Origin of the sequence: Sphingobium sp. DN12 (assembly GCF_051058005.1) — a bacterium.
Classification (GTDB): domain Bacteria; phylum Pseudomonadota; class Alphaproteobacteria; order Sphingomonadales; family Sphingomonadaceae; genus Sphingobium; species Sphingobium yanoikuyae.
Window position 1 is genome coordinate 15,232 of the sequence record NZ_CP173717.1, and the last position, 23,146, is coordinate 38,377.

Genomic DNA, 23,146 nt, shown 5'->3' on the forward strand with positions numbered 1-23,146 from the left:
TGGCGTGAATCAGGCTCTATTCCTTTGTTGCGGGCTTGGCGCCGTCCAGCGATGCGACGGTGCCATTGCCGATCGGCTCGCCTTTCATCCCCTCGGCAACCTTCTCGGCGGCCGTCATGACACGCAGCACATTCTCGCCGGCCAGCTTGGCGATGTCGGCATCGCTCCAGCCGCGGCGCATCAGTTCGGCCAGCAGCGCGGGATAGGTGGCGACGCTGCCCAGCCCCTGGGGCAGCGATCCCACGCCGTCGAAATCGCTGCCGATGCCGACATGGTCGACGCCCGCGACCTTGGCGATATGGTCGATATGGTCGGCGACCATCGACAGGGTGACGACCGGCTCGGGATTGGCCTTTTCCCATTCCGCCAGCGCCTTCTTCGCGCCCTCGGGATCACCGATATAAAGGCCGCCAAAGGGCGGGGCGTTATAGCGGGCCATTTCCGCGCTGCGCGCCGCGCTCCAGACCCGGCGGGCCTCCGACACATATTGCGGCGCGAAATTGACCATGACCACGCCGCCATTGGCCGCGACCTGCTGCAGGATCGCGTCGGACACGTTGCGCGGCGTGTTGCACAGCGCGCGCGCGCTGGAATGGGAGAAGATGACCGGCGCCTTGCTGATCTTCAGTGCGTCCAGCATCACGCCTTCGCTGACATGGGCGAGGTCGACCAGCATGCCCAGGCGGTTGAGTTCATGCACCACCGCCTCGCCGAACGGGGTGAGGCCGTCATGCTGGGGATTGTCGGTGGCGCTGTCGGCCCAGGCGATGGTCCGGCTGTGGGTCAGCGTCAGATAGCCGGCGCCAAGCTCATGATAGGCGCGCAGCACGGCCAGGCTGCCGTCGATCTGGCCGCCGCCCTCGACCCCGATCATCGACGCAATCCGTCCGGCCTTGTGCGCGGCACGGACCTCGGCAGCGGTGGTGGCGAGGGTGAAATCCTGCGGGTAGCGGCGGGCGAGGCTGTGGACCAGTTCGATCTGCTCGACCGTATCCTTCACCTGCTGCAGTTCGGGCAGGTCGGCCGACACCCAGACGGACCAGAATTGCCCGCCCATCTGCCCGGCACGCAGGCGGGTGATGTCGGTATGATATTGGCTGGGGTCGAGCCGGTCGAGCGGCATGGTCCAGCGGGCGTCCCCGGCCTTGCCGGCCATCGCTTCGGGCCAGTCATTATGGCCGTCGATCAGCGGGGTGGCCTTCAGCACCTTGGCGATTCGCGCGGCATAGGGATCGGATGCGGGCGCGGCCGAGGCGGCGAAGGGGAGGGCGACGGTGGCGAGGAGCAGCGGCAGGGCTGCGAGGCGGAGGGATATCATGGCGCGGGAGACTAGGGGGGCGACGGATCAAGTCAATCGCGGCTGGCGGGCGGGTACGACATTGGCTAGACTCTTGAATCGATGACGATCGATCCGCTGTTGCTGCTGCAGGCCTATGCCATCGGCGTGTTCCCGATGTCCGATGACCGGCAGGCCGACGATGTCTATTGGGTCGAGCCCAAAAGGCGGGCGATCCTGCCGCTCCATGGCCTTCACCTGTCACGTTCGCTGTCAAAGACGATCCGGCAGGACAGGTTTCGCGTCACCGCCAACCGCGCCTTTGCCGGCATCGTCGCCCTATGTGCGGAAGCCGCGCCCGATCGTCCGTCGACCTGGATCAATGGCCCGATCGAGCGCGCCTACCGTCATCTCCACGAACTGGGCTTTGCCCATTCGATCGAATGCTGGGACGGGGATGAACTGGTCGGCGGCCTCTATGGCGTGGCGCTGGGTGGTGCCTTTTTCGGCGAGTCCATGGTGTCGCGCCGCACCGATGCGTCAAAGGTGGCGCTGGCCTGGCTGGTGGCGCGGATGCGCTTTGGCGGCTTCAGCCTGCTCGACTGCCAGTTCATGACCGATCATCTGCGCAGCATGGGCGCGCAGGAAATCAGCCAGCGCGACTATCTTCAGTTGTTGGGCGTTGCCGTCGGCGACGTGCCGCTGGGAGCGGGCGACGCGGTGCTGTCGGCCGGCTCGGGCGTGGCGGCCGAACTGGCGTTTGCGCTGCTGGCCGGCGATGCGGCAGCAGGCACCTTGCCCTTGTCGCCCAGCTTGACCGTGGCAGGACCGCTTTCGGGCCATTCCATCGTGCAGCTCTTGACCCAGACGTCATAGACCGGGTGCTGGACGACATTGCGGTCGGGCCGTTCGCGGAACAGCCAGCCGGAAAAATTGCGGCGCCACTTGCCGTCGGAACTGCTGCGCACGTCCAACTGCACGAAGGCGCCGGTTTCCTGCACATTTTCCCACGGAGCCGTGGTCTCGCACGCCTGCAGGCGGACGATGGCGTCGCCGACGCGCAGCGCCTCGCCGGGCTTCATCGTCAGGTCGCGGGTCAGGCCGTTGCGCTTGTTGAGCAGGCCGATGACGGCGGTGCGCTCGGCCATTGGCGTGCCGGACAGGCTGGCCTCGTCCGCGTTGCGGATAGGCTGGCCCTCGATCTTCACCGGGCCGCTCTGATTCGCTTCCGGCGCATCATTGCGACCGCAGGCCGCCAGCAGCGCACACCCCAAAAGCGGCGCGCCAAGCAGGATCGGCGGGAATCCCCCCGCCGGACGCCGAATCATGCCGCGTCGGGGCTCCATGCCTCGTAATCGCCGGTCGCCTTCTGGCGCTGGCCGCCCTTTTCGAGCGCGCCCGAGGGGCGATAGGCGTTGGCGGTGCCGGTCGCGTTGGGGGTGAATTCCTTTTCCCAGATGCGCGGCGGCGGCAGGAAGCTTTCGGGCGTGCCCTCGATCGAGTGGTGCAGCCAGCCATGCCATTCGGCCGGCACGCGGCTCGAATCATTGGCGCCGTTATACATCACCCAGCGGCGCGTCAGGCCGTTCGGATCGACGCCGCCTTCATAATAGACATTGCCCTGATGGTCCTCGCCCACTTTCGTGCCCTTGCGGGCCGTGAAGAGCCAGGTGCCGAAGGTGGCGCCATTCCACCAGGTGAAGATGTTTGCCAGGATACCCATGGCCGATGCGCTTAGCCGCTGGGATTGACGTGGGCAAGGACGATATGGCCCTAACGGGCGGTTGTCGGGCAGAAATCGAGGTCGATCGCGCTCTTGCCGTCGGTTGTTGCGCATTTGCCCCAGGCCAGGCGGTCGCCTTCCTTGATGCCCAGTTCCGCGGCGCGGCCGCCGCGCAGTTCCAGCACTGCCACCACCGGCACGCCGGCGGACACCGGCTCGCGCGAATAGGGGGCGACATTGGCGCCGATGAAGGCGATCGTGCCGTCGGTATGGATGAACAGCATGTCGAGCGGGATGATCGTGTTCTTCATCCAGAAGCTGGCGGTGCGCGGCGGCTCCATCGGGAACAGCATGCCCTTGTCGGCATCCAGCGCCTTGCGGAACATCAGCCCCTGTTCCTGCTCCGCCTCGGTCCGGGCGACTTCCACGTCGAAGCGATGCGCGCCCTTCGCCGTGTGGATGACGAGAGGGAGCAGTGCGCCCTGCGGTGCGGCGGCCTGCACATTGCCGCTGTCATTTGCAGCATCGGCGCCGGCATCGGGCTTGGCGGAGCAGGCCAGGAGCAGCGCGGGCAGGGCGGCGGCGAGAAGCAGTCGGGTAAAGATCATGCGATCCTGCCTAGCGGGTTTCGGGGAGGTGCGGGAGAGGGTTAACCCTCAATCCTCCGCTTCGGGGACGTCACCGGGTGCTGCGTCGACCCAGCGCCGGGCCAGGGCATAGTCGTGGCCGGCGCGCAGGAAGGCGGCGATCGCCTTCTCCCGCCCCTTGGGATCGGGCGCCTGCATCGCATAGGGGCCGATCCGCTTGCGTCGCGCGAATCGGTCAGCTGCCGCCCAGCGATCGGCCTGTGCCTGGGCATCGGCGGCGCTGCGATCTGCCTCCTCTATGCCGGCGGCGCGCAATGTCTCGTTGATCCGGCGGGCGCCATAGCCGCGCCGGCCGAGCGCCGCGCTCTTCATCAGGGCAAAGCCGCTGTCGTCGACATAGCCAAGCTCCGCGAAGCGGGCGACCAGCGCTTCGGGATCGGCCGGCGCTTCCCCGCCCCATCCCCGCTCGCGCAATTTGCGCGCCAGATAGGCGAGCAGCTTGCCGCGGCTGGTCGCGAACCGGCCGACATAGCGCAGCGCCAATTCGCGCAATGCGTCTTCATCCAGGGGTGGGGGCGGGCGTTTGCTGGTCATGACCGGTCGTGCATTGTGCACCATCATGCGCTAAGCGCCATCTTTATGCCACAGTCGGGCCGGAATTTTACCGCGCCTTATGGTCTAGAAGCACAGGCTGGATTGAAACTATCCGGTGCAAGTCGACGTCAAAACTGATAGCGGCCGCCGGAATATGACAGATATGACATTGGGTGACACCAATATGACGGGTTCGCAGATTATGATGGCACCAACGCCGACCAACGATGTTCTTCCGCGCCGCTTCTCGGATTTCGAGACGTTGGGCGAAGCGTTGGACTATGCGGCGCAGGGCAAGCGCGGCCTCAATTTCCATGATGCGCGCGGCAATCTGGCGCGGCCCTATCCGTTCAGCGAACTGCGCGAGGACGCGATCGCCTGTGCCCATCGCCTGATCGCCCATGGCGTGAAGCCCGAGGACCGCGTCGCCCTGGTCGCCGAAACCGGCGCCGACTTCGCCATGCTGTTCTTCGGCATCGTCTATGCCGGCGCCTGGCCGGTGCCGCTGCCGCTGCCGACCAGCTTCGGCGGCAAGGAAAGCTATATCGACCAGCTCAATGTCCAGCTGTCGAGCTGCGACCCGATGCTGTTCCTCTTCCCCAAGGAACTGGAGGACATGGCGGGCGAATCCGGTCGCCAGAAGTCGGTCGAGAGCATCGCCTTCGAGGATTTCATCGCCCGCGAGGCGGTCCCCTGCGACCTGCCGCAGGCCAAGGGCGAGGAAATCGCCTATCTGCAATATTCGAGCGGTTCGACCCGCTTCCCCCATGGCGTCGCAGTGACGCACCATGCGCTGCTGTCCAACCTGTCGGCGCACAGCCATGGCATGGAAGTGCAGGAAAGCGATCGCTGCATCAGCTGGCTGCCCTGGTATCATGACATGGGCCTGGTCGGCTGCTTCCTGTCGGTCGTCGCCAATCAGGTGTCGACCGACTATATGAAGACCGAGGATTTCGCCCGCCGTCCGCTGGCCTGGCTGGACCTGATCAGCCGTAACGAGGGTACCTCGATCAGCTATTCGCCGACCTTCGGCTACGACATCTGCGCGCGTCGCATGTCGAGCCAGACCAAGGCGGCCGACCGTTTCGACCTGTCGCGCTGGCGTCTGGCCGGCAACGGCGCCGACATGATTCGCCCCGACGTGATGCAGAGCTTCGTCGATGCGTTCGGCGATGCTGGCTTCAGCCCCAAGGCGTTCCTGCCGAGCTATGGCCTGGCCGAAGCCACTCTGGCGGTCACCATCATGCCGCCGGGCGAAGGCATCATCGTCGAACTGGTGGAGGAAACCGACCTGTCGGGCGGTGCCGCGCCGGAAGGTCGTCCGCAGCGTTTCCGCTCGATCGTCAATTGCGGCAAGCCCGCCAAGGACATGATCGTCGAGATCCGCGACGAGGATGGCGGCCTGATGAACGAGCGCCAGATCGGCAAGGTCTGGACCACCGGCCCCTCGCTGATGGTCGGCTATTTCCGCGATCCCGAAGCGACCGAGGCCTGCATGGCGGATGGCTGGCTGGACACGGGCGACATGGGCTATCTGTCCGATGGCTATCTCTACATTGTCGGCCGCGCCAAGGACATGATCATCATCAACGGCAAGAATCACTGGCCCCAGGATATCGAATGGGCCGTGGAGCAGCTGCCAGGCTTCAAGCAGGGCGACATTGCCGCCTTCGCGATCACCACGCCGGGCGGCGAGGAAGCGCCGGCTGTGCTGGTCCATTGCCGCACCTCCGACAATGAGGAGCGTTCGCGCCTGCGCGACCAGATTCGCGAGCGGGTCCGTGCCATCACCGGCATGAACTGCGTCGTCGAACTGGTGCCGCCGCGTACCCTGCCGCGCACCAGCTCGGGCAAGCTCAGCCGGTCCAAGGCACGCAACCTCTATCTGACCGGCGAGATCCGTCCTTACGATATCGCTGCCTGATCGGGCGACGCATACCGATTGATAACCATTGCCTGCTAGGCCGGGCATGTGGGTATCGAGCAAGGGCAATCCGAAACCGACCGACAGGGACGGGGCTCGCTAAGGGCGATGATGGGGCTCGCACGCCTCGTCGATGAAGCCGATATGCGCGTCCTGACTGCCCAGTTGCAGTCGGCAGACAGCGTCGCGCTGCTGCGTCTGGCGATGAACGTGTTCGGCCTGCTGTTCCTCTGGCGCGTGTTCGGCAGTCATGTTTCGGCGACCGTCATGATTGGCTGGAGCGTCGCGCTGATCGGTGCCGTTGCCATCAGCGCCCTGTTGATCCATCGCCGGAAGATCGGCGCCGGCGGCGTGCCGCAGGCGCGTGACCTGCGCCGTCATGCGCTGACCGGCCTGCTGCACGGCCTGGTCTGGGCCGCCTGCATGACGCTTTTTTCGAGGGGAGAGGGGGCCGAGCATCTGGTGGCGCTCTGGACCCTCATCAGCTGCATCATGGTGTGCGGCGCAATCAGCTATGCGGCGACGCCGCTGGCCGCCATCGCTTTCCTGGTCCCCTGCATCGTCGGCCTGTCGGCGATGTTCGACGGCGAAACCCTGTTGCCGCTGCGGGCGCTGGCCACCAGCTATGCGTTGTCGCTGCTGGTCGGCTGCCTCATCTATGCCCGCACCTTCGCGCGCCAGCACAGCACCACGGTCCAACTGGCCGAGCAGACCGAGGTCGTCAGCCTGTTGCTGCGCGAATATGAGCAGGGCGCATCCGACTGGCTGTGGCAGACCGATGCGCTGCGCCGGATCAGCGGCGTAACCCAGCGTTTCGCCGAAAGCGTCGGCATGACGCCGCAGGCGCTGGAAGGGGCGCCGCTGGTCCAGGTTCTGGCCGGCGCCGGATGGGAAAGCGGCCGCTTTGCCTCCAGCCTGCATAGCCTGGCGGATCATCTCAAGCGGCGGGAGAGCTTCAGCAATCTGGCGTTGCCCGTCGATGTGCAGGGGCGCACGCGCTGGCTCGAGCTGTCGGCCTCGCCCCGCTATGATGACAATGGCAATTTTCAGGGCTTTCGCGGTGTCGGGTCCGATATCACCGTCCAGCGGGAATCGGCCGACAAGATCGCCCAGCTGGCGCGGTTCGACACGCTGACCGGCTTGCCCAACCGCGCCCATCTGCGCGATGCGCTGGACCAGGCCATGGCCGACACCGGCAATCGCCGGCCCGGCTGCGCGTTCCTGATGCTCGATCTCGACCGGTTCAAGGCGATCAATGACAGCCTGGGCCATCAGGTCGGCGACCAGCTGCTCAGCCAGGTGGCGCAGCGCCTGCGCCTTGTCTGTGGCGGTGCCGGCTTTTGCGGTCGTATCGGTGGCGATGAATTTGGCGTGGTGATCGCGCGGATCGACGACGACCGGGCGGTGGCGCGCCTGTCGATCGCGATCATCGACGCGCTGTCGGCCCCCTATCAGATCGATCAGCATGTGCTGCATGTCGGGGCGTCGGTCGGCTCGGCCGTCTCGCCGATCGACGGGCACCAGTCCGAATCGATCATTCGCAGCGCCGATCTGGCGCTCTATCGCGCCAAGGACGAAGGCGGCGGCGTCCATTGCCCCTATGAGCCCCAATTGCATGCCAAGGCCGAGGAACGGCAGCGGCTGGAGCAGGCGCTGCGCGAGGCGCTGGAGAAGGATCAGCTCCATCTTCTCTATCAGCCGGTCGTGGATGCCACCTCAGGCGTGATCACGGGGTTCGAGGCGCTGGCGCGCTGGACCCATCCCGAACTGGGGCCGATCCCGCCGTCGAAATTCGTGCCGGTGGCCGAGGAGGCTCGGTTGATCGGGCCGATCGGCGAATGGGTGCTGCGGACCGCCTGCCGCGAGGCGATGCGCTGGCCCGCGCATATAAGGGTTGCCGTCAACGTGTCGGCGGAACAGCTGCACCAGTCCAACTTCATATCCGCGGTGATCAATGCGCTGGCCCAGAGCGGGCTCGATGCGCGGCGGCTCGAGCTGGAGGTCACCGAAAGCGTGTTCATGCACGAGGATGACGGCGCGCTGCGCGTACTGGATCAGTTGCAGTCGATGGGCATACAATTATCGCTCGACGATTTCGGCACCGGCTATTCCTCGCTCGGTTATCTCAGCCGCACCCGTTTCAACACGATCAAGATCGACCGCAGCTTCGTCGTCGGGGCGGCGCATAACACGCCAGAGAATCTGGCGATCATCCGGGCGGTGGTGACGCTGGCGGAAAGCCTGGGCATGTCGACCACGGCGGAAGGAGTGGAAACCGCGACCGAACTGGACATGGTGCGCCGGCTGGGCTGCAAGAAGGTGCAGGGCTATTATTATGGCCGGCCGATGCTGCCGCAGGATGCGGCGCGCGTGTTCCCCGATCCGCCGGCGCAGGCCTGCGCCGTTGGCTGAGGCAGGGCCTCAGCCCTGCTGAACCTGCCGCTCGACCATCGTCCATAGCGCGCCGAAGGCCTGGGCCGGGGGGGAGGCGGGGGCGAAGGCGCCCAGTGGCTTGCGGCGGACCGTCATCTGCTCGATCGTGCTGGCCATAGGGATCGCACCCCAGCCGGGCTGTTCATCCAGTGCCTTGCGATGCAGGCTGCGGCGGCGGTCGACCATCGAATAGACCGGCAGGATCGGCGCATGATTGCCGCCGCGCTGCACCAGATAGCGCGCCACCTCGCCCATCGCGCGCTGTGACAGGGGAGAGGGGATGACCGGGATGACGATCAGGTCGGCGGCGCGCAGCACCTGCTCGCTGGTTTCGGTGAGGCCCGGCGGGCAATCGAGGATGATGCGGTCATAATCCTTGCCCAGGCTGTCGATCAGCTTGGCCAGCCGCTTCTTCTTGTCCATCTCGCGGAATAGATGGTCTAGGCTGCGCAGCGAGGTGTCGGCGGCGATCAGGTCCAGGCCCGGCACGGTGGTGGGCTGGATCAGCTTGCGGACCTCGACATCCTTGCTGAAGATGGCCTGGGCCGCATCGCGGCTTTCAAGATCGGTGGAGAGGAGCCAGCTCGACGCGGCCTGCGGGTCGAGATCCCAGAGCAGGGTGCGCCGCTTCGATATGCTCGCCGACGCCCAGGCGAGGTTGACCGAAAAGGTGGTTTTGCCAACGCCCCCCTTGAGGCTGTAGACGGCGATGGTCGCCAATGCCGGTTCCTTTGCCATGGGAGAGGAAGCTACGGCTTCCCCCCGTCAAAGCAAGGGCTCAAATCAGCCGCTTGTGACATGGGCGTGACAAGCGGCTGATATTCAGAGGATTTCCAGAACCTTGTCCTGGGGGCGGCAGAAGCGCACGCCCTTTTCGGTTTCGACGAAGGGGCGGTTCACATAGGCCGGATTGGCCGTCATCTCGTCCAGGATCGCATCCGCCGTCATGTCCGGCAGGCCGCGTTCCTCGGCATCGGTGCCCATCTTGCGGACCGCTTCGGCCGGGGTCATCCCGGCGTCGGCGAACAGCTGGACCAGCTTGTCGCGGGTGAAGGGGGTCTTGAGATATTCGACCACCTCCACCTCGACGCCTGGCGTTTCCTCAAGGATCGCCAGTGTCTTGCGCGACGTGCCGCATTTGGGATTGTGCCAGATGGTGGCCTTCACTGGCCATCCTCACGGGCAAGCCACTCTTCGAGCCACTTGATCGTATAGTCGCCGTTGAGGAATTCGGGATCCTTCAGCAGCGCCTGATGCAGCGGGATGGTGGTCTTCATCCCTTCGATCACATATTCCTCCAGCGCGCGGCGCAGGCGCATGATCGCGCCCTCGCGGGTGCGGCCATAGACGATCAGCTTGCCAATCATGGAGTCGTAGTAAGGCGGCACCTTATAGCCCTGATACAGGCCGCTATCGACGCGGACATGCATGCCGCCCGGAACATGATAGCTGGTGACGGTGCCCGGCGACGGCGCGAAGGTCTTGGGATCTTCCGCGTTGATGCGGCATTCGATCGCATGGCCGGTGAAGCGGATATCTTCCTGGTTCACCGACAGCGGCTTGCCTTCGGCAACGCGGATCTGTTCGCGCACCAGGTCGAGGCCGGTGATCATCTCGGTCACCGGATGCTCCACCTGCAGGCGGGTGTTCATCTCGATGAAGTAGAATTCACCATTTTCCCACAGGAACTCGATGGTGCCCGCGCCGCGATAGCCCATGTCGGCCATCGCCTTGGCACAGATGCCGCCGATCCGTTCGCGCTCGGCCTGGCTCAGGACGGGCGAGGGCGCTTCTTCCAGCACCTTCTGGTGACGGCGCTGCAGCGAGCAGTCGCGTTCGCCGAGGTGAATGGCATTGCCATTACCGTCGCCGAATACCTGGATTTCGATGTGGCGCGGATTGCCGAGATATTTCTCGATATAGACGGTGGCGTCGCCGAACGCGGCCTTCGCTTCCGAACCGGCCTGCTGCATCAGCGTTTCGAGCTGGTCGGGCGAGGTGCAGACCTTCATGCCGCGACCGCCGCCGCCGGACGCGGCCTTGATGATCACCGGATAGCCGGCAGCATCGGCAATCGCGCGCGCTTCCTCGACATCGCTGACCGCGCCGTCCGAACCGGGCACCAGCGGCAGGCCGAGCGCGCCAGCGGTACGCTTCGCCTCGATCTTGTCGCCCATGGTGCGGATATGTTCGGGCTTGGGACCGACAAAGGCGAGACCATGGGCCTCGACGATCTCGGCGAACTTGGCGTTTTCGCTGAGGAAGCCATAGCCCGGATGGATCGCGTCGGCGCCGCTGATCTCGGCTGCAGAGATGATCGCGGCGATGTTGAGATAGCTGTCCTTGGCGGCGGGCGGCCCGATGCAGATCGCCTCGTCGGCGAGGCGCACATGCATGGCATCGGCGTCGGCGGTCGAATGGACCGCCACCGTCTTGATGCCCATTTCATGGCAGGCGCGGTGGATGCGCAGCGCGATTTCGCCCCGGTTGGCGATCAGCAGTTTTTCGATGGCCATGGGATCGCGGCCTTATTCGATGACGATCAGCGGCTGGTCATATTCGACCGGCTGGCCGTTATCGACCAGCACGGCCTTGACGGTGCCGGCGACGGGCGCGGTAATCGCGTTCATCACCTTCATGGCCTCGACGATCAGCACGGTTTCACCGGCCTTCACCTGCGCACCGACGCGCGCGAAGGGGGCTGCGCCCGGCTCTGCCGAAAGATAGGCGGTGCCGACGATCGGCGACTTCACCACATTGCCGGCCGGCAGGGCGGGCTCGGCCGCCGCGGCGGGGGCAGCGGCCGGTGCCGCAGCCGGGGCAGCGACGGGTGCCGCTACGGCAGCGGGCGCTGCAAAGATGGGGGCGCCGCCACCGATCTTGCGCGCCACGCGAATCTTGCGATCGCCGTCCTCGACCTCGATCTCGGTCAGGTTGGTGTCGTCCAGCAAAGCTGCCAGTTCGCGCACCAGGGTGACGTCCACCTGCATCGCGCCCTTGTCATGCTTGTCGTTCATGCTTGACCCTTGTCGTCTTTCAAAATGCGTTCTGGCGGCCAGCGCCTATGCTCATTTGCGCCAAAGCGCAACTTTTGTGCGTTCTACAGTTCCAGGGCTGCTTCGAGCGCCAGCATGTAGGACATGGCGCCAAAGCCCGCGATCGTGCCCTTGGCGGCCATGCCGACATAGGATTTGTGGCGGAAGGCCTCGCGCGTGTGCGGGTTGGACAGGTGGATCTCGATCACCGGCACGGTGATGCTCTTGATCGCATCATGCAGCGCGATCGACGTGTGGGTATAGGCGCCGGGATTCATGATGATGGCGTGGGCGCCCTCGCGATGCGCCTCCTGCACCCAGTCGACCAGATGGCCTTCATGATTGGACTGGCGGAAGTCGATCTCGACATGGGCGCGGTGTGCGGCATCCTCCATCCGCTCGGCAATGTCGTCCAGCGTGTCATAGCCGTAGATTTCCGGTTCGCGGGTGCCGAGCATGTTGAGGTTCGGGCCGTTCAGAACATAGATTTTGCGTGTGTCCGCCATGGCGATCCCCCAGTCGGTCGAGACTTGTCTGTTGCGGGCGCGGCGTCGCCGCCCCTATATGCGCGCTGATCTTTAGCCCTTCGTGTCGCGCCAAGTCGAGACACGTTTCCAGCCACGAACGGGATAATGTAGTGAGCATCGACGGCACCATCTCCATCCACATCAATGGCGAGCATCGCCGCATCCGCGACGGCCTGACCTTGGCCGAGTTGGCGAGCGAACTGGGCTTCGCGCCAGAGAAGGTGGCGGTGGAGCGCAATCTGGAAGTGGTGCCGCGTTCGACTCTGGCCGATGTGAAGGTCGAGGATGGCGACGAACTGGAGATCGTGCATTTTGTTGGTGGTGGCGATGTGACCGCCGTTGACGATGACAGCTGGACGGTGGCCGGCAAGACCTTCCGCTCGCGCCTGATCGTGGGCACCGGCAAATACAAGAATTTCGAGCAGAATGCCGCCGCGCTGGTCGCGTCGGGGGCGGAGATCGTCACCGTGGCGGTGCGTCGCGTCAATGTGTCCGATCCCAACGCGCCGATGCTGACCGACTATATCGACCCGAAAAAGGTCACCTACCTGCCCAACACCGCCGGCTGCTTCACCGGTGAGGAGGCGATCCGCACCCTGCGCCTGGCGCGCGAGGCGGGCGGCTGGGAACTGGTGAAGCTGGAAGTGCTGGGCGAAGCGCGGACGCTCTACCCGGATATGGTCGAAACACTGCGCGCGACCGAGGTGCTGGCCAAGGAAGGCTTCAAGCCGATGGTCTATTGCGTCGACGATCCGATCGCGGCCAAGCGGCTGGAGGATGCCGGCGCGGTCGCGATCATGCCGCTGGGCGCGCCGATCGGGTCGGGCCTGGGCATCCAGAACAAGGTGACGATCCGCCTGATCGTGGAAGGCACCAAGCTGCCCGTGCTGGTCGATGCGGGCGTGGGCACCGCGTCTGAAGCGGCGCAGGCGATGGAGCTGGGCTGCACCGGCGTGCTGATGAACACAGCCATTGCCGAGGCGAAGGACCCGGTGCTGATGGCGGCGGCGATGAAGGCGGGTGTCGAGGCCGGCCGCATGGCCTATCGCGCCGGCCGCATGGGCAAGCGCATGTATGCCGACCCGTCGAGCCCGCTTGCCGGCCTGATCTGATTCCAGGGCGTCGCGGCGCGGGATTCGACGCGACAGTCGAAGTTCACAGTGTCGTGGAGGTGATTCCGGGCCAATGCGCCAGGAACGCGCCCGCGACGCGACAGCGAAGCGACAGTCGCGCGACAATCGGGTCACGATCGCGCGCGTTCGGCGCGACAATGACGCGACAATGACGCGACATTGGGGCGACAGGGAAGCGACGCCTGGGCGGCGCATGGCCGGTTGCTTGGGGGCGGATGTTCCATCCCTCAGAATAAATCAGAAGAAACGCGTGTAGGACAGCGCGGTTGAGGGGCGGAAGCTGTCGCTAACAGCATCGTCACCCTGAACTTGTTTCAGGGTCCATTTGTCCCAGCAGGCCAATGGACTATTGGGCTGGATGGATGCTGAAACAAGTTCAGCATGACGTTGTGAGGGAGGGGCGGAAGCCCATTATTTAACCGATCAGGTTGACCGCGACCCCATCCCTAGTTTTTCATTCCTCACCCCGCAACGCCAGCCGGCTGGCTCGGTCGAAGATTGCGAGCACCAGCGGGTCTGCTTCGGCGGCGCGGACGGCGACGTGGAAGTCGACCGGGGGCATGAGCGGGGCGCCGGGCACCGGGACCAGGCGCCGCTCGGCCAGTTGCTGGCGGGCCATCGGCCGGGGGAAGATGCCGATGCCGCCGCCTTCCAGCACGATGTCGATCATGGTGCGGACATTGTTGCACAGGTTGAGCGGGCAGTCGGCCAGGTCCGACGCGGCGATCGCGTCCTTCATGATGCGGTAGAGCGGCGACAGGTTGGTAAGCGACCAGATCGGCGGGCGGATGTCTGCCATCGTCGCGACGGTTGCGGGGCTGGCGAGCCAGAGCAGGTCGACGCTGCCGATCGGCGCGGTACGCAGCATCGGATGGGCGATGCGGCCGGCGGCGAAGGCGAGGTCGCCATGGCCCGAAGCGAGCTGCTGGATGAGGTCGGCGGTGAGCGCGATGTCGACCTCCAGACTGACATGGGGCAGGTCGCGGCCAAGCTGGGCGACGAAGCCGGGCAGGCAGCTGGCGGCGGCAATCTCGCCCGCGCCGATGCGGATGATGCCGGTCGCGCCGGATATGTCGCTGCACCCCATCAGCACGCCCTGGAAACGCGCCCAGAGCGGTTCGCTTTCCCGCACCAGTTCGCGCCCGGCGGGCGTGAGGGCCATCGTCCGCCCCTCGCGCCGGAAGAGCGCGGTGCCCAGATGGCTTTCCAGTTCGCGCACCCGCGCAGAAATGGCTGGCTGGGTGGTGTTGAGGCGCGCCGCCGCCGCCGCGAAGGTGCCCAGCCGCGCGATCCAGAGCAGGGTTTCGAGGTGGTAGAAGGCGATGCGATTGATAGACATTGTTTGGGTTTAACTGAAAAAACAAATCATTGGTATTGATCGGTTTGCCTGCCTAGTCTGCGCTGAAATTTCAAAAGGATGGATGCCGATGGCCAAGAAGCTCTACCCCGATGCCGCCGCTGCGCTGGAGGGGCTGCTGTTCGACGGCATGCATCTGTGCGCGGGCGGCTTTGGCCTGTGCGGCATCCCCGAACGGCTGATCGACGCGATCCGCGATTCGGGGGTCAAGGACCTGACCATCGCCAGCAACAATGCGGGCATCGACGGCGAGGGGCTGGGCAAGCTGCTGCGCACGCGCCAGGTCAAGAAGATGATCTCCTCCTATGTCGGCGAGAACAAGGAGTTCGAGCGGCAATATCTGGCCGGCGAGCTGGAGGTGGAATTCTGTCCGCAGGGGACGCTGGCCGAGCGCTGCCGCGCGGGCGGGGCGGGCATTCCCGGCTTCTACACCAAGACCGGCGTCGGCACGGCGGTGGCCGAAGGCAAGGAGGTCAAGAATTTCGACGGCCAGGACTATATATTGGAGCGCGGCATCTTTGCCGATGTCGCGATCATCAAGGGCTGGAAGGCGGACGAGAGCGGCAACCTGATCTTCCGCAAGACCGCGCGCAATTTCAACGCGCCGATGGCGACCGCGGCGAAGATCTGCATCGCCGAGGTGGAGGAAGTGGTGCCGGTCGGCAGCCTGGACCCCGATGCGATCCATCTGCCCGGCATCTACGTCAAGCGGATGATCGTCGGCGCGCCCTATGACAAGAAGATCGAGTTCCGCACCGTGCGCCAGAGGGACGCGGCCTGATGGCGACGATGATGCGGCTTGCGCCGGCGCTGTTGCTGGCGCCGCTGGCGGCCTGTGCAACTACCACCGCGACGACAAGTGCGACGGGTCCGGCGCCGGTGACTCCGACCGGACCGGCGGTGCCGCCGGCGGGCATGCAATATCTCTACGGATCGGGCGAGGCGGCGGCGCTGTCGCGCCAGGCCTGGACCGCTTTGGTCGCTCATGCCGCTGCCGTCGTGAAGGCACGGCCGGCCGATTCTGTCGTGCTGGCCGAAGGCGCGAGCCTGGATGCGCCCAAATATGTGCCGTGCGGCAACCGGCCGTTCGCCGCCGTGTTCGACGTCGACGAGACGGTGATGCTGAACACCGGCTTCGAATATCATGATGCGAAGACCGGCAAGGGCTATGATGCCGCCGACTGGGATGCGTGGGAAAAGACCGGCGAAGGCGCGGTCGGGCCGGTGCCGGGCGCGGACAGCGGCCTCAGCGCGCTGCGGGCGATGGGTGTCACCGTGATCTTCAACACCAACCGCTCGGCCGCCAATGCCGACGCGACCGCGCGCGCGATCAAGGCGGCGGGGCTGGGCGAGGCGGTGCATGGCCAGACGCTGTATCTGGCCGGCGACGACGCGATGGGATCGCGCAAGGATGGCCGGCGCTGGACGATCTCGCGCAGCTATTGCGTGATCGCGCTGGGCGGCGATCAGCTGGGCGATTTCACGGACCTGTTCAATGTCGGGCAGAGCGTGCCGGCGCGCCGCGCCGCGACGCAAGGCCCGGCGATCGCGAAACTCTGGGGCGCGGGCTGGTTCGTCCTGCCCAACCCCGTTTATGGCAGCGGCCTCAAGGGCGGCTTCGACGATGTTTTTCCTGCCGACAAGAGGTGGGCACCGCCCGCCCAAGGGGAGAAGTGATAATGGCCTGGACCCGTGACGAGATGGCCGCGCGTGCGGCGAAGGAGCTGGAGGACGGCTTCTATGTGAATCTGGGCATCGGCATCCCGACGCTGGTGGCGAACCATATTCCCGATGGCGTCGAAGTGACGCTGCAGAGCGAAAATGGCATGCTGGGCATCGGCCCCTTCCCCTATGAGGGGGAGGAGGATGCGGACCTGATCAACGCCGGCAAGCAGACGATCAGCGAGCTGCCGCAATCGGCCTATTTCAGTTCGTCCGACAGTTTCGCGATGATCCGTGGCGGGCATATCGACCTCACCGTCCTTGGCGCGATGGAAGTGGCCGAGAATGGCGACATCGCCAACTGGATGATCCCCGGCAAGATGATCAAGGGCATGGGCGGCGCGATGGACCTGGTCGCGGGCGTCAAGAAGATCATCGTGGTGATGGAGCATACATCCAAGAATGGCGATCCCAAGTTCATCCCGGCCTGCACCCTGCCGCTGACCGGCAAGAATGTGGTCGACATGATCGTCACGGACCTGTGCGTCTTCCAGCGCGCCGACCATGACAGCCCGTTCAAGCTCATTGAACGGGCACCGGGCGTGACCGCGGAGGAAGTCGCTGCTAAGACGACCGCCCATTATATCAGCTAAGGGCGTTTCATGAGCCTCGACGGCACCTATGACGAAGCCAATATCTTTGCCCTGATCCTGCAGGGCAAGATCCCGTCGACCAAGCTGTACGAGGACGAGAACACCTTCGCCTTCCTCGACATCATGCCGCAGACGCGGGGCCATGCACTGGTCATTTCCAAATGGTCCAAGGCCCGCAACCTGCTGGAGATGGAGGATGAGGCGCTGGGTGAGGTGATGGCGACCACCAAGAAGGTCGCCACCGCCATCCGCAAGGCGCTGAACCCCGACGGTATCCAGATCGCCCAGTATAACGGCGCGCCGGCGGGGCAGACGATCTTCCACCTGCATGTCCATATCCTGCCGCGCTGGGAGGGCGACCCCAAGGGCTTCGCCGCCCATGGCGCCGGCGCGCAGGCGGACAAGGATGCGCTGGCGGCGCTGGCCGAAGAGATTCGCGCGCAGTTCTGACGTGGCACTCAAACCCTTCAAGGCGCCGGGCGCGCGGCTGGCGCTGCGGTCCAAGCCCGCCAACAGCTATCTGACCGGCGATCGGGGTGGAGCCGAGGTGATCCTCGACATCTCGCGTCTGCTCTCGCGCGCTTTCCACCCGACGCCGACCGGCATCGACCGGGTCGAATATGTCTATGCCCGCGAATTGCTGGAGCGGATGCCGGACCGGCTGGCCTTCGCCGCCGTTCACCCCGCCGGCGGCTATTATGGCCGCCTGAACCATGCCGCGGTGCGCCAGTTCCTGGCCTTCACCGCCGCGAAATGGCGCAATGTGGATTCGCCCGACGAGCGCAAGGAGCGGGCGGCGGTGATCCGCCACATGTTCGCGACACGCCCGCGCCCGGTGCCCAAGGCCAAGGGGCCGCGCATCTATCTGCAGGCATCGCCCCATCATCTGGACGATGCGGCGCAGGTAGGGGCGATTTTGCGGGCGGAAGGCGCGAAGTTCGTCACGCTGGTGCATGACGTCATTCCGCTGAGCCATCCCGAGTTCGCCCGGCCGCAAGGGGCAGACGAGCATCGTCGCCGGCTGCGCAGCATCGATCTTTATGCAACCGGCATCATCGGCAATAGCCAGGCGACGCTGGACGCGCTGGAACCGCATCTGTCGAACGGCCTGGCCGATCGCCAGACATGCGTCGCCCATTTCGGCGCCGACCCGCCCGATGTGTTTGGCGGGTCCGGCACGGCGATCCCTGAGCGGCCCTATTTCGTCTATCTGTCGACCATCGAGCCGCGGAAGAACCATCTGCTGCTGCTCAATATCTGGCGGCGGATGGTGGACGAACTGGGCGATGCGGCGCCGATGCTGGTGCTGATCGGTCGGCGCGGCTGGGAAAATGAGAATGTCATCGACATGCTGGAGCGGGGCGAGGCGCTGCGCGGCCATGTGGTCGAGGCGGGCGAGCTGCCCGACAACCAGATGCAGGATCTGGTCGCGGGCGCGCGGGCGATGCTGATGCCGTCCTTTGCCGAAGGGTTCGGCATGCCGGTGGTCGAAGCGCTGTGCGCCGGCGTCCCGGTGATCTGCAGTGACATTTCAGCCCATCGCGAGGTGGGCGGGGATGCGCCCGATTATATCGATCCGCTCGATGGCATGGGCTGGATGCGGATGATCCACGCCTATGCCGCAGCGGATTCGCCGCAGCGGGCGGCGCAGCTTGCACGGATCGGCGGATGGCACGCGCCGACCTGGCGTGACTATTTCGACATAGTGGCGCAGCTATTGGAAGATGTGACTGCTACTGTTCCTTGACCTGGAATTTTCAGGCGATCATGGAATGGGTTGAATGCAATTTCCCTCCTTGGCGTTGGTAGGCCTGGGGGGCGTCGTCGGGGGTATGTGGACATGGCGGAAATGGCCGACGCGGGAGTCAGAGCCTGCCGTCGCGCAGACCGTGTTCCGTTCCTGCGGTCGCCGCCTTTCCCCGGCATTGATCCCGCCGTTGCGGCCATCAGTCAGGATGACCAGGGCGGCTTCTTGGCGCCCATATCCGACGCGTTACTGGATGCGTTGCGGCTGGCACGGGTGGGCGGCGATTTCTGGGGATATCGGCCAAAAGGTCTGCTGCTGGTCGCGCGCGAAGGCGTGCGCATCGATCCCTCCATCTGCGTCGGTCTTGTTGCCGGGCAGATCGGCGTTGTGCCCGCTGATGTTAGCGCGAAGCGTGGGCCAGCGCCAGCAGTCGGGCATTGGCTGCCTTCGGTCTGCGATCCCTGGGCGTTGCTGGCCGACGCGCGTACTGTCCATGCCGAGGTGGACGATGACCTGGCCATCGTTGCCGGCTTGTTGGGCATTGCGGTCTTCGGGCCGGATGGTGCGGCGTTCTCTTCAGAGCAGTTGAAGGAAGCGGCCCGTTATCGGCTGGCCAGCGCCAGCTATCGCGATTGCTTCAGTGGCGAAATGGTCGATGCCGCACATGCAATTGCGCAACTGGCCGATTGGCGACGGCATGTGGACGGCAACAGAGGAATTGCGGCGGCAAGCGGCATGGCATTCTGGAAGCGGGAAGCGATGCGTCATTTCCTGTGGGATGGAGTCCGCTCACCGCCCTTCCTGCCACCTGCACGCGGCTTGGCGCGGGCACGGCGGGAAGCGGGCGCGCTGGCGATCTGGCCATCGCGGGTGCCCGTGACCATCGCAGCAGATGCGGCTGCTGCCGGCGTTGCTTTGGCACGCGTCGAGGACGGGTTTTTGCGTTCACGGGGGCTTGGCGCGGCGCTGCATCCGCCCGGATCGGTGGTGATCGATCGATGCGGCATCTATTATAATGCGCGCGGGGCAAGCGATCTGGAAAGCTTGCTCGCCACGCATGTATTTTCGCCGAACCTGGTCGAACGCGCGCGGCTGCTGCGCGCGCGGGTCTGTGATGCCGGTGTCACCAAATATGGTGCCGAGGCGGGCCAAATGATCGACTTGCCGCCCGGCCGGCGCACGGTACTGGCGGTGGGGCAGGTCGATGACGACATGTCGGTGCAACTGGGCGGGGCCGGGGTCGATGGCAATCTCGACTTTCTGGCGCGAGTGCGCCGTGCAGAACCGAACGCCTGGATCATCTATCGCCCGCACCCCGATGTGCAGGCCGGCCACCGCAAGGGGCATTTGAGCGACGCTGTCGTGCTGGAACATGCCGACGAGATCGACAGCGGCGCGCCCCTGATGGCGTTGGTGCAGGCGGTGGACGAAGTGCATGTCCTGTCATCGCTGACAGGCTTTGAGGCGTTGATGCGCGGCTGTTCCGTTACGGTGCATGGCATGCCTTTCTACGCTGGTTGGGGGCTGACTCGCGACCTTGCCAAATCCTCTCCGCGACGGGGGCGACAACTCGACGTGGATCGACTTGTCGCGGCCGCACTCATTCTCTATCCTCGCTACATCGATCCCGTGACGCGCTTGCCTTGTGGTCCCGAACTGATGGTGGACCGCCTAGCGAGTGGATCGACGCCGCCGATGACATGGCTCATCCGGCTGCGCGCGCTACAGGGGAAGCTACGAAGATTTATGACATTGTCCGCTGAGTTCCTTCATGGCTGAACCAACGTCGAAAACATTCTTGTTCCTGCAGGGGCCGCATGGTCCCTATTTCTCGATGCTTGCGGACGCGTTGCGCAAGCACGGGCATTCTGCTCTGCGGATCAACATCAATGGTGGCGACAAGGTCGATTGGCCAGGAGATGCCACCGATTATCGTGGAACATTTCGTAACTGGCCGCTCTTCTTTGACGATTTTATCGTCAATCATGGCGTTACGGATCTGATTCTCTATGGTGATTGCCGTCCCTACCATACCTCGGCACATGGCATGGCACGGCTGCGCAACTTGCATGTTCATGTCGTGGAGGAAGGGTATATTCGACCCGATTTTCTGACATTGCAGGACGATGGCGTTAACGGCAATTCGACTCTGCCGCTGGACCCACAATGGTATCTAGACCAGGTCCGGGGCTTGCCGGACTATATCGATAATCTGCCGCCCGTGCCCTCGACCTTCAATGCCCGTGCGCGCAACACGATGCGCAATGGTCTGGCCGCTGCATTCATGCGGCCCTATTTCCCATTCTACCGAACCCACCGACCGCATAGTTTCCTGATGGAATCGGTCGCCTGGTGTCGCAAGCTGGTCATGCGTCGCGGTGACGGGCGCCGGTCTTTCAAGGCGTGGGATACGGTCAAGGATAAGCCCTATTTCGCGCTCCCGTTGCAACTCAACTCCGATTATCAGATTCGCGTTCATTCGCCATTCGGTAACATGCGCGCTGCGCTGCGTTTCGCTATCAAGAGCTTTGCGCAGCATGCGCCTGATCATGTCTCTCTTGTGGTGAAACGCCATCCGCTGGACCCCGGTCTTGTCGCCTGGGACCGACTGACTCGCCGGCTGGCCGCTCATTATGGCGTAAAGGACCGTGTCGTCTATCTGGCCGATTGGGACATTGCCGAAGTGGTGGGCAAGTCGTTGGGCGTAGTGACGGTGAACAGCACTGTAGGCACGTTGGCGCTCAATGCCGGCAAGCCTGTCGTGGTTCTGGGGCACGCAGTCTACAAGGTGCCAGGAGTGGTGCATCAGTCGAGCCTTGATGATTTTTGGTCGGCGCCGCGCCAGCCGGACATGACGCTCTATTCAGCGTTTCGGCGAGTTCTGGTCGATCGCTGCCTCATTCGCGGAGGGCTTCTGAGCGAGGAAGGGCTGCAGATGCTCGTCAGCAACGCGGTTGATCGGCTGTTGCGGGCGCCTGCGCAGATTATCCGGCCAGACAGAGGCCGGGCCCCACGATGGACAATGCAAAAGGGCACGGCGTTACGTGGAGTACGCTAAAGGACAATTTTGGTGACCATCGCCATTGATCGGCGAATGCGCAATCTTGCCGAAGTGAATCGGTGACTACATGCTATTGTCATCGATCAGTGCTGAAGAATGGGCGATCATCGGGCTTTCGCTCCGGGTCAGTCTGACAGCGGTCTTCGCGATGCTGCCGATAGCTTTTGCCTTGGCATGGTTGCTCGCGCGCTATCGTTTTCCTGGCAAACTGATGCTTGATGCACTGGTGCATTTGCCGTTGGTGGTGCCACCGGTGGTCACCGGCTGGCTACTGCTGCTTCTGTTTGGTCGGCAGGGTGTCTTTGGTTATTGGCTGGAAAGCTGGTTTGGCATCAGTCTGTTGTTTCGCTGGACGGGCGCAACGCTCGCGGCAGCAATCATGGCGATGCCGCTGATGGTGCGCGCTATCCGGCTGTCTATTGAGACAATCGATCGACGATTGGAGGCTGTCGCCCAGACGCTCGGAGCCGGCCGTATCCGGGTCTTCTGCACCATCTCGTTGCCACTCGCGGTTCCGGGCATATTGGCTGGCATGATCCTGGGTTTTGCTCGATCGATCGGGGAATTTGGCGCCACCATTACCTTTGTATCCGATATACCAGGGGAGACCCGAACACTGCCGATCGCCATCTATTCCGCGCTGCAACTGCCGGACAGCGAAAATGCGGTATTGCGGCTGGCACTGATTTCGATTGCGCTGTCGCTCGGCGCGCTGATGGCATCCGAATGGCTCGCGAGACGCATGGGCAGGGGCGACCATGTCCTTTGACATCCATGTCCGTCGCCGACTGGGAGCCAATCATCTGGCCATAGACATTGCCAGTTCCAGTGCGATCGTCGGCCTATTTGGTCCATCTGGGGCAGGTAAGAGCAGCCTGCTCAACATGGTGGCCGGTCTATTACGTCCCGATGAAGGTCGTGTCGCGATTGCCGGGGGCACGTTGTTTGACAGCGCCGTCGGCGTAGACCTGCCCATCGCGCAGAGGCATTGCGGCTATATTTTTCAGGATCTGCGCCTCTTTCCGCACATGAGCGTGCGCCGGAACCTTATTTATGGCCGAAGGCATAGTGGAAGAAGCGCGCTTGATATGCCAGCTGTCGTCGACATGTTAGGCATCGGCGATCTGCTTGAGCGCCGGCCACATTCTCTCTCCGGGGGGGAGGCGCAGCGCGTGGCGATTGGGCGTGCCTTGCTAGCCAATCCTCATTTTTTGTTGATGGATGAGCCATTGACGGGCCTGGACCAGGGCCTGAAGGACCAGATACTGGAGCTTATACGCAAGTTGCACGCGGCCACATCGATCCCGATTCTTTATGTCAGTCACGATCGTGCAGAATTGGAGGCGCTGGGAGCCGACCTTGTCTCGATCCGTCCGTCGAAAACCGGAGATGGGGCGGGGCTTTGAGATGATGGTGTGCGCGATCCGTAGAAAA

At 64.4% G+C, this 23,146-nt stretch carries 23 protein-coding genes and 1 pseudogene; 13 read left to right on the forward strand and 11 right to left on the reverse strand.

Features of this window, described 5'->3' with window-relative positions; all coding sequences use genetic code 11:
- Positions 1-16: 16 nt before the first annotated feature.
- Positions 17-1,318, reverse strand: coding sequence for a dipeptidase (locus ACI6S0_RS00075; protein ID WP_434404528.1), 1,302 nt, complete (start codon positions 1,316-1,318; stop codon positions 17-19).
- A gap of 81 nt (positions 1,319-1,399) precedes the next feature.
- On the opposite strand from ACI6S0_RS00075, the gene aat reads away from it, so the two are divergent.
- The gene (gene aat, locus ACI6S0_RS00080) at positions 1,400-2,152 is read left to right on the forward strand and encodes a leucyl/phenylalanyl-tRNA--protein transferase (protein WP_434404530.1); all 753 of its coding nucleotides are present in this window, start codon (positions 1,400-1,402) and stop codon (positions 2,150-2,152) included.
- 35 nt (positions 2,153-2,187) lie between these two features.
- Here aat and ACI6S0_RS00085 read toward each other — a convergent pair.
- The 4 genes and pseudogenes from ACI6S0_RS00085 to ACI6S0_RS00100 all read right to left on the reverse strand — a co-directional run.
- Positions 2,188-2,622: pseudogene (locus ACI6S0_RS00085) on the reverse strand (DUF2155 domain-containing protein); the annotation flags it as partial.
- Entirely contained in the window at positions 2,601-2,999 is a 399-nt protein-coding gene (locus ACI6S0_RS00090; protein WP_004210347.1) for an NADH:ubiquinone oxidoreductase subunit NDUFA12, read from the reverse strand. The gene ACI6S0_RS00090 and the pseudogene ACI6S0_RS00085, both read right to left, overlap by 22 nt.
- A gap of 50 nt (positions 3,000-3,049) precedes the next feature.
- Positions 3,050-3,607 carry a DUF192 domain-containing protein gene (locus ACI6S0_RS00095; protein WP_434404531.1) on the reverse strand — a complete coding sequence of 186 codons (558 nt, stop codon included), beginning with the start codon at positions 3,605-3,607 and terminating at the stop codon, positions 3,050-3,052.
- A 48-nt stretch (positions 3,608-3,655) separates the two neighbouring features.
- The gene (locus ACI6S0_RS00100) at positions 3,656-4,180 is read right to left on the reverse strand and encodes a regulatory protein RecX (protein ID WP_434404533.1); all 525 of its coding nucleotides are present in this window, start codon (positions 4,178-4,180) and stop codon (positions 3,656-3,658) included.
- Between the two features lie 163 nt (positions 4,181-4,343).
- On the opposite strand from ACI6S0_RS00100, the gene ACI6S0_RS00105 reads away from it, so the two are divergent.
- Together ACI6S0_RS00105 and ACI6S0_RS00110 are read left to right on the forward strand one after the other, a co-directional pair.
- Entirely contained in the window at positions 4,344-6,104 is a 1,761-nt protein-coding gene (locus tag ACI6S0_RS00105) for a fatty acyl-AMP ligase (RefSeq protein ID WP_097382184.1), read from the forward strand.
- 108 nt (positions 6,105-6,212) lie between these two features.
- Positions 6,213-8,516 (forward strand): putative bifunctional diguanylate cyclase/phosphodiesterase, encoded by a 2,304-nt coding sequence (locus tag ACI6S0_RS00110; RefSeq protein ID WP_434404534.1) that lies wholly within the window; start codon positions 6,213-6,215, stop codon positions 8,514-8,516.
- A gap of 9 nt (positions 8,517-8,525) precedes the next feature.
- On the opposite strand, the gene ACI6S0_RS00115 is transcribed toward ACI6S0_RS00110, so the two are convergent.
- From ACI6S0_RS00115 to aroQ, 5 genes are all read right to left on the reverse strand, one after another.
- Positions 8,526-9,275, reverse strand: coding sequence for a ParA family protein (locus ACI6S0_RS00115; RefSeq protein ID WP_017500882.1), 750 nt, complete (start codon positions 9,273-9,275; stop codon positions 8,526-8,528).
- An 84-nt stretch (positions 9,276-9,359) separates the two neighbouring features.
- Positions 9,360-9,704, reverse strand: a complete 345-nt coding sequence (locus ACI6S0_RS00120) for an arsenate reductase family protein (RefSeq protein ID WP_434404535.1) — start codon at positions 9,702-9,704, stop codon at positions 9,360-9,362.
- The gene (gene accC, locus ACI6S0_RS00125) at positions 9,701-11,053 is read right to left on the reverse strand and encodes an acetyl-CoA carboxylase biotin carboxylase subunit (protein ID WP_004210354.1); all 1,353 of its coding nucleotides are present in this window, start codon (positions 11,051-11,053) and stop codon (positions 9,701-9,703) included. Before accC ends, ACI6S0_RS00120 begins: the two co-directional genes overlap by 4 nt.
- Positions 11,054-11,065: 12 nt before the next feature.
- Entirely contained in the window at positions 11,066-11,554 is a 489-nt protein-coding gene (gene accB / locus ACI6S0_RS00130; protein ID WP_004210355.1) for an acetyl-CoA carboxylase biotin carboxyl carrier protein, read from the reverse strand.
- 83 nt (positions 11,555-11,637) lie between these two features.
- On the reverse strand, positions 11,638-12,078 hold the full coding sequence (aroQ, locus tag ACI6S0_RS00135; RefSeq protein ID WP_004210356.1) for a type II 3-dehydroquinate dehydratase: 441 nt from the start codon (positions 12,076-12,078) through the stop codon (positions 11,638-11,640).
- Positions 12,079-12,209: 131 nt separating this feature from the next.
- Between aroQ and thiS the strand changes: the two genes are divergently transcribed.
- Entirely contained in the window at positions 12,210-13,211 is a 1,002-nt protein-coding gene (gene thiS / locus ACI6S0_RS00140) for a sulfur carrier protein ThiS (protein ID WP_136186450.1), read from the forward strand.
- Positions 13,212-13,686: 475 nt separating this feature from the next.
- On the opposite strand, the gene ACI6S0_RS00145 is transcribed toward thiS, so the two are convergent.
- Positions 13,687-14,571: a LysR family transcriptional regulator gene (locus tag ACI6S0_RS00145; protein ID WP_434404536.1), complete on the reverse strand. Its 885-nt coding sequence runs from the start codon at positions 14,569-14,571 to the stop codon at positions 13,687-13,689.
- Positions 14,572-14,659: 88 nt separating this feature from the next.
- Between ACI6S0_RS00145 and ACI6S0_RS00150 the strand changes: the two genes are divergently transcribed.
- From ACI6S0_RS00150 to ACI6S0_RS00190, 9 genes are all read left to right on the forward strand, one after another.
- Positions 14,660-15,370 (forward strand): CoA transferase subunit A, encoded by a 711-nt coding sequence (locus ACI6S0_RS00150; protein WP_048936425.1) that lies wholly within the window; start codon positions 14,660-14,662, stop codon positions 15,368-15,370.
- Positions 15,370-16,266 (forward strand): HAD family acid phosphatase, encoded by an 897-nt coding sequence (locus ACI6S0_RS00155; protein WP_434404538.1) that lies wholly within the window; start codon positions 15,370-15,372, stop codon positions 16,264-16,266. Before ACI6S0_RS00150 ends, ACI6S0_RS00155 begins: the two co-directional genes overlap by 1 nt.
- A gap of 2 nt (positions 16,267-16,268) precedes the next feature.
- Positions 16,269-16,904, forward strand: coding sequence for a CoA transferase subunit B (locus ACI6S0_RS00160; RefSeq protein WP_434404539.1), 636 nt, complete (start codon positions 16,269-16,271; stop codon positions 16,902-16,904).
- A 9-nt stretch (positions 16,905-16,913) separates the two neighbouring features.
- Positions 16,914-17,354 (forward strand): HIT family protein, encoded by a 441-nt coding sequence (locus ACI6S0_RS00165; RefSeq protein WP_434404541.1) that lies wholly within the window; start codon positions 16,914-16,916, stop codon positions 17,352-17,354.
- Between the two features lies 1 nt (position 17,355).
- A complete protein-coding gene (locus ACI6S0_RS00170) occupies positions 17,356-18,651 on the forward strand; it encodes a glycosyltransferase family 4 protein (protein WP_333883996.1) in 1,296 nt (431 codons plus the stop codon).
- A 93-nt stretch (positions 18,652-18,744) separates the two neighbouring features.
- Positions 18,745-20,430, forward strand: a complete 1,686-nt coding sequence (locus ACI6S0_RS00175; protein ID WP_434404542.1) for a capsular polysaccharide export protein, LipB/KpsS family — start codon at positions 18,745-18,747, stop codon at positions 20,428-20,430.
- Complete coding sequence (locus tag ACI6S0_RS00180; protein ID WP_313391962.1) at positions 20,423-21,709, forward strand: capsule biosynthesis protein; 1,287 nt, start codon at positions 20,423-20,425, stop codon at positions 21,707-21,709. Before ACI6S0_RS00175 ends, ACI6S0_RS00180 begins: the two co-directional genes overlap by 8 nt.
- A 70-nt stretch (positions 21,710-21,779) precedes the next feature.
- A complete protein-coding gene (gene modB / locus ACI6S0_RS00185; protein WP_037506164.1) occupies positions 21,780-22,481 on the forward strand; it encodes a molybdate ABC transporter permease subunit in 702 nt (233 codons plus the stop codon).
- Positions 22,471-23,118: an ATP-binding cassette domain-containing protein gene (locus tag ACI6S0_RS00190; RefSeq protein WP_169859759.1), complete on the forward strand. Its 648-nt coding sequence runs from the start codon at positions 22,471-22,473 to the stop codon at positions 23,116-23,118. The genes modB and ACI6S0_RS00190 overlap by 11 nt, the downstream gene beginning before the upstream one ends.
- Positions 23,119-23,146: the final 28 nt, after the last annotated feature.